The following is a 5,897-nucleotide window of genomic DNA, read 5'->3' on the forward strand; positions in this document are numbered from 1 at the left end:
GGAGATGAAATATTAATGCATATAGTTCCGTGTTGTCATCTACAGGTGTATACATCATTTACACCAAATCCTATGCAGTATATTCCATATGGGTCATGGGATAATTTTGTACAGCTCAACCCGCAACCACTACCTCCTTGTACTTTTGTAGAACTTAATCCACAGCCACTACCTCCAAGGTACTATTATTAAAAACAAAAGCTTTCTAAAAAACTTAAATTGCACAGTACCTCTAAAGACCACTGGAAAGGTGGTCTTTAGAGGTATTTACATACAGAACATTGCTTCATATACAACTACAGAGGAACAAACCATTCTATTACAAGTAACCCCTAATTTAACTTTCACTTACCTTTGGACTTTCGTCCTTCACCAAGTTAAGGAATAAGATATCTGTGATGATGGGTTATAACAAGACTTCAAGAAGATTTACAAATGTTATTAAGCATTGGAGGACGTTGGGAAACAAGGGCACAATATGAAAATAAATATGTAATAGTAAGGAGAAGGGAAGCGCATGTATAATATACTTAAACGTCAATATAATTCTATTTTCCGAGGGGTGATTTGGATTAACGAGGAAATACAAAGAGAGCTAAACCTATTAGTACAAAAAATTTGTGAAACCGTATCTTCTGTCCAAAAAATTATCCTTTTTGGCTCTCATGCTTATGGCACACCAAATAAAGATAGTGATTTTGATCTTTGTATTATTGTGGATGGTGTAGGATCAAGAAAAAGAGAAGTGATTAATCTTATCAATTGGGGTATTTACGATGTGATGGAAACACCAGTTGATATTTTAGTATATGGACCTGAAGAGTTTCAAGAACGTGCTAACCGTAATGTAACCATGGAATACAAAATTGCACTAGGGGGGCAAGTTTTATATGAAAAATACTGAGGATCTAGAAGAGTGGCTATTCATTGCAAAATCTAATTTAGATTCTGCTAGGTACTTAGCTCACATGAAACCTTTCCCTGCCTCAGTTATTTGTTACCATAGTCAACAATGTGTTGGGAAACCTCTAAAAGAATTTCTTACACTAAACGGTAGAACAGCCCCTAAAATTCATAACCTTTTAATTCTGCACAAATCTTGTCGTAAATTAGTTGAGGAGTTCTCATTGATTTTAGAACAATACGTGAAGCTGAATGGTTATGTTACAGACATTCGTTATCCGTATTTTGAAGCACTTACTGTCCAAGATGGATTAATGGCTCAACATGCTCAAAAAGTAATGAGTTTCTATAATGAAAAATTAAACAAGCTAAATATACATGAAATTGTGATTGATTAAAAATAGAGGATATACATAAGAGAGGGTTCATATAGCAAGGGACTCTCTTTTTCTATGTAGAAAAGAAGAGGCATGTTTTATAATGATGAATACTTATAGAGAAATTAAAGAGGAAATGAAAAAAGTCTATTTATCTCGAGATTGTTGTTTTGTAGGTTACAGTGGGGAAAAGATAGTCCGTTGACACTATTATGTAATACAATTGCTGAGATTCTGCTAGAGAACCGTACAAAACCTATTGATATCTTGGCTTCCTAGGTTGGAGTAGAAACACTTCTATGATGGCTGATATCTCACTGACATTACAAAATATCTAGGCTAATACAGATAAATAAGCAGCTAATCGCTTGTTTATACACTTCTAAACCTCTCGTGATAACAGTAATTAAGAGCCTTGCCTAATAAGACAAACAATGAATGTATTTCGCATTTGCTGCGCCAAGATACGTCTATTCAACCCTTCACGTTTTAATTCAAGTCGTATCATCTTTTGTATTGCAACCTCAGACAAAGCCTTTGGCGCATCTTTTTCGTAAACTCAACGATATTTTCCCTGATTAACATTAAATGCTATAAACAAAGGATTATTTGTATACCGTCTAAGCCTTACATGTTCAGGCCTAGTTGAATAATATTTGTAAAGTTGCTGTGTATCTTCAACTGTTAAGAAGACAGATCTAGTAGCTCCATTTTCACATGGAACAATTATAGTGTTCCTAGCAAGCTGTATATGGCTCATATTAGGCGATACAAGCTCTTGTAAGGACAACCTATAGTTTACTACTAAATTTATTATAGAAGCGTTTCTACCCATAATAAGAGGGCGATATTCAACTTGTCTTTCTGTTAATCCTTTTGTTGAAAGGGTAGTTTGTTTTAATGGTTTTTTTTCTGCTTCGGTAATAAAATCCTTATCACTTAGTGATTGATCAGAAATTAAGGAGAGCTGAAAATCATCTACTGAAGTATCTATCACTAAAGACATGTTCAATTTATTTAACAACGGCCATATTCTGTGCCTTGTTTTCTAGCTCATAGAAATACTCCTAATAATGTTCTTTAGGTAGTTCACTTCATGATTTGATATGTAGGAGCTTCTCATTTGCTCTTAGTCACTTAAAAAACCTTTAATATCGTAAGTATAACGTTCAATCCTAGATTGTTTACGTCCATTTTCTTCTAAATAAGCAGAAAATGCTTCTAATGCTACTTCTAAACTAATGCCCTCGTTCATTATAATTACCTAATTCCTTATCATATATTAAAACAAAAAATAAGTGAAAGACCTGCTACCGCCCTTTGCTATGCTCGGTTGCTGGCATAGCAAAAAGGAAAACGGACAAACAACTCATTTCCTTTTTGATATGTTGTTTTTTATTTTCAATGACAAAAAGACAAATCTTGTCCTAATAAGGATTCGTAGATTTGTCTTTTTACATGGGAGTAATGATATGTTTAATTACCATTATTATAACGGATTTTACAAATATTTTCAATTAGGTCGGACATCTTATTAACAAGCATACTAGCTGTATTAAAAATCTATTATAAATATATATCTTATATATTAAAAAGAAATAAAGATAAAACTATTATAGGTTATCAAAAATAGGGGAAAGATCTACTCCCCCAAGGGGAAATTTGATGTCGGAACGTAAAAAATCATAAATAGTAGAAAATGTATCCGGAAATTCAATGATTATTAGACTATCAATTCTACAAAAAAGCATAAAGGGAATCACATGTTTCTACATGAAATCGGAAAGAAATTGATACAAATCACTTTATATTTATCCAACTATAGAAATAGGCTGTATTTTCTTTATTTTGTAAAATACAGCAGTATCTAGCGTTCAATTATCCACATTTTGTTCAGAAAATGTAGTTATTTGTTAACATTACACAGTATTTGCACATAACTCACATTATTATTGATGATTTTTATTAGATAAATACAACAACATTAGTAATTACAATGATTATAGAAAGATTATATTCACATTGAACCATATTTGTCCGCATATCCACTATTTTTATAATTTTCCTTTTGATTTTTTGTAGGTATTATAAGATAGGTTTTAATAGATTAGAAGAATAATTCCTGGTGTTATGTGGAGAGTTATATATTGCTAGAATTGAATTTGTATAGAATTGCATAAAAAAAGACTCCATTTTATATGAAGTCCTGTCGATTTGGTATTTATAAGTAGAGTAGTAGAAAAGGGGTGTTAATGAAACAAACACGAATAGCCCTCCACTTTCGATTTTTTCAAAAATAGAGAGCTCATTACTATTATTTTATTTCCATTTCGTTTAGCACCTGATCTGGAGCTGTTATTGTTACTCCAGCACGTACTAAACGTTCGAAGGTACGCATAAACTCTAGTAAATTAAACTGCTTTGGTAGTTCAATAACACGAAGTTTTTCTTGTGGCAGCTTATCAATTGCCTCGATAAACCATTCACGTACATCACTTGGGATCGTGCGTTCTTTATGACCACGAACTTTTAGTTTTTCACGCATTTCAATTTCTAAAGCGATATATGCATGGAGATTAACACCCTGATCATATGCATATTTCCTAAATAACGTTTCTTCCTGGTATTTTAGATAATTACGGTGATAAGACTCTTCCGTCACTGGTACCGCAAACTTCTGCTTCAGTAGTGCATGCACATTCTTAAACATCTTCTTAATGTTGTGAAGAGAGTACATAGAATAATGTAAACCAAAATTAAAGATAGCTTGCTCACGGTCACTATTTCTCTCTTTTGGTATGTGCTGCGCAATAAGAGGGTAGATACCTTCTTTTGCTGCAGTATCGAGAATTTGATATTGTGATGTTTGATGCAATAGTTTTTTCAATGTATATACAAGTTTTGTAGGGTATCCTTCTTTGCGATCAACCATATCACGAAGGCCACGAACTACACTACGAATCTGACGATGACAAGTATGCTTTAATACATGAATGAATTTATTCATGTCTGCAGATAGTTCACCGATATTCATCTCTTGTAGGATTGCTTCGATAAACTTCGCTTTACGTGCATAGGTAGCTTTTGGTGTAAATGGATCCCTATGTTGTTCTTCTCCAGCTTCTTTCGAACATAAGAAGTCTGAATGGATAGACAGATATAGTGTCGTATATCGTTTTGTATGCTTTACACCCTTTTGCATTTTACAAATTTTGAATAGGGGATTCCCTGTACATGGTAATGCAGTTGTTAATTCCTCGATAACCGCACGAATCTGATGCGGATATTTTTTATGTAAGAAACGATACATCCCACCGAAGTGAGTTTTGTTTCCTCTTTCGTCTTGCTTGTCCAAAGAACGCTTTAATGTTGTTTCTGTATGTTGTTGCATCGCAATGTCTAAGAATAATTTCTTAGCCGCTACAGATAGTTTAAAGAAAGCCTTTGTAAATACAACAGGACTAATATATACGTATGGATTTGCTTTTTCTGTTTCCTCGTTCATAAAATGAGTCAGTTTGATTGTATATCGGCCATCTAGGCCATTTTCAATAGAGATAATGTTATGTAAGCTTAACTTTTTCAAAGCGATATAGAATTGAGAATGCTGAATGTATGCAAGCTCTTCTTTATATTGCTTGTAATCTTCCCACATCATATGTATTGTTACATTGGGAATAACACCATTAGTAAAGCATTTCTTATGTAGATATAAGAACACTTCTAGATCAGCATTTGTAATGCCGTATAATTTATGCTTTCTTCCCGCTTTTTCTGCAAGTGTAGACATTGCGCGACGTGAAAAAGATGGTTTAGCTTTTTCGACAAAGCCTTCTACGTCAGCAATGCGACCTTCGTATGTCATGTGCTGCAGAACATCTTCCAAATATGTATCTTTATAGCTGTAGTATTTCTCCTCAAATGCTTCCACAAGCTTTTGCCAAGATTTTAGTGTTACTAAAACTGCGTTTGTTGTTTCCCCATTTAAGCTACGTTGATTACGTATCACAAATGATTTCCCCATCTTTTTCACCTCCGTTCTACAAATTCAGAAATATATGCCAAAATACTATAAAATATACCAATTTTGATTATAGCAAATCGAAAAATGATGAAAGGTGCTCCTTTAAGAAGAAAAATAGCAACTTGCAACACCTTATAAAGCTAGTTGTATCAAGGGATAAGAGAATTTCATGAATTTTTTTTGTGTTAAGGATACCGCAAACATGTTGCAAGTTGTGTGGTATGTATAAAAGTAAGTGAAAAGGCACCTAAACCCTTGGTATATAAAGGATTAGAGTGAAAATGGCAGGGAAGTTAGGGAAAGGATACCGCAAACATGTTGCAAGTTAGTGAATGCAATCATTAAAAATAAATTGTAATAATTAGCATTGATATAAAAGGAATTGTTGGCATTTATAGAGTGAACGTAGGGAAAGGATACCGCAAACAGTGTTGCATCTTGTGAGAAAAATAAGGGAATGCATACCGCAAACGTGTTGCAAGTTGGTTAATATGTATAAAAGTAAATAGAAAAGTACCTAAACCCTTGGTATATAAGGGATTACAGTGAAAATGGTAGAGAAGTTAGGGAAAGGATACCGCAAACATGTTGCA

General features: G+C 33.5%; 4 protein-coding genes and 2 pseudogenes. 4 read left to right on the forward strand and 2 right to left on the reverse strand.

Going from position 1 to position 5,897, the window contains the following annotated elements; translation table 11 throughout:
- The 4 genes and pseudogenes from MR107_RS28940 to MR107_RS32085 form a co-directional block, all read left to right on the forward strand.
- Positions 1-192, forward strand: a 192-nt coding sequence (locus MR107_RS28940) for a hypothetical protein (protein WP_242293070.1), incomplete at its 5' end; no start/stop codon positions are given.
- 325 nt (positions 193-517) lie between these two features.
- Complete coding sequence (locus MR107_RS28945; protein WP_242293071.1) at positions 518-904, forward strand: nucleotidyltransferase domain-containing protein; 387 nt, start codon at positions 518-520, stop codon at positions 902-904.
- Entirely contained in the window at positions 891-1,301 is a 411-nt protein-coding gene (locus MR107_RS28950; protein ID WP_000798819.1) for a HEPN domain-containing protein, read from the forward strand. Before MR107_RS28945 ends, MR107_RS28950 begins: the two co-directional genes overlap by 14 nt.
- A gap of 82 nt (positions 1,302-1,383) precedes the next feature.
- A pseudogene (locus MR107_RS32085) lies at positions 1,384-1,556 on the forward strand (phosphoadenosine phosphosulfate reductase family protein); the annotation flags it as partial.
- Between the two features lie 136 nt (positions 1,557-1,692).
- Here MR107_RS32085 and MR107_RS28955 read toward each other — a convergent pair.
- Together MR107_RS28955 and MR107_RS28960 are read right to left on the reverse strand one after the other, a co-directional pair.
- Positions 1,693-2,535, reverse strand: a pseudogene (locus tag MR107_RS28955) (integrase); the annotation flags it as partial.
- Positions 2,536-3,594: 1,059 nt separating this feature from the next.
- Positions 3,595-5,304, reverse strand: coding sequence for a hypothetical protein (locus tag MR107_RS28960; RefSeq protein WP_242293072.1), 1,710 nt, complete (start codon positions 5,302-5,304; stop codon positions 3,595-3,597).
- Between the last annotated feature and the right edge of the window lie 593 nt (positions 5,305-5,897).

It is taken from the genome of Bacillus cereus group sp. BfR-BA-01441, assembly GCF_022663075.1.
Lineage (GTDB): Bacteria > Bacillota > Bacilli > Bacillales > Bacillaceae_G > Bacillus_A > Bacillus_A cereus.

Coding starts and splice junctions, on each gene's coding strand:
- MR107_RS28950 (WP_000798819.1), top strand. CDS start 891: ATGAAAAATACTGAGGATCTAGAAGAGTGGCTATTCATTGCAAAATCT.
- MR107_RS28945 (WP_242293071.1), top strand. CDS start 518: ATGTATAATATACTTAAACGTCAATATAATTCTATTTTCCGAGGGGTG.
- MR107_RS28960 (WP_242293072.1), bottom strand. CDS start 5,304: ATGGGGAAATCATTTGTGATACGTAATCAACGTAGCTTAAATGGGGAA.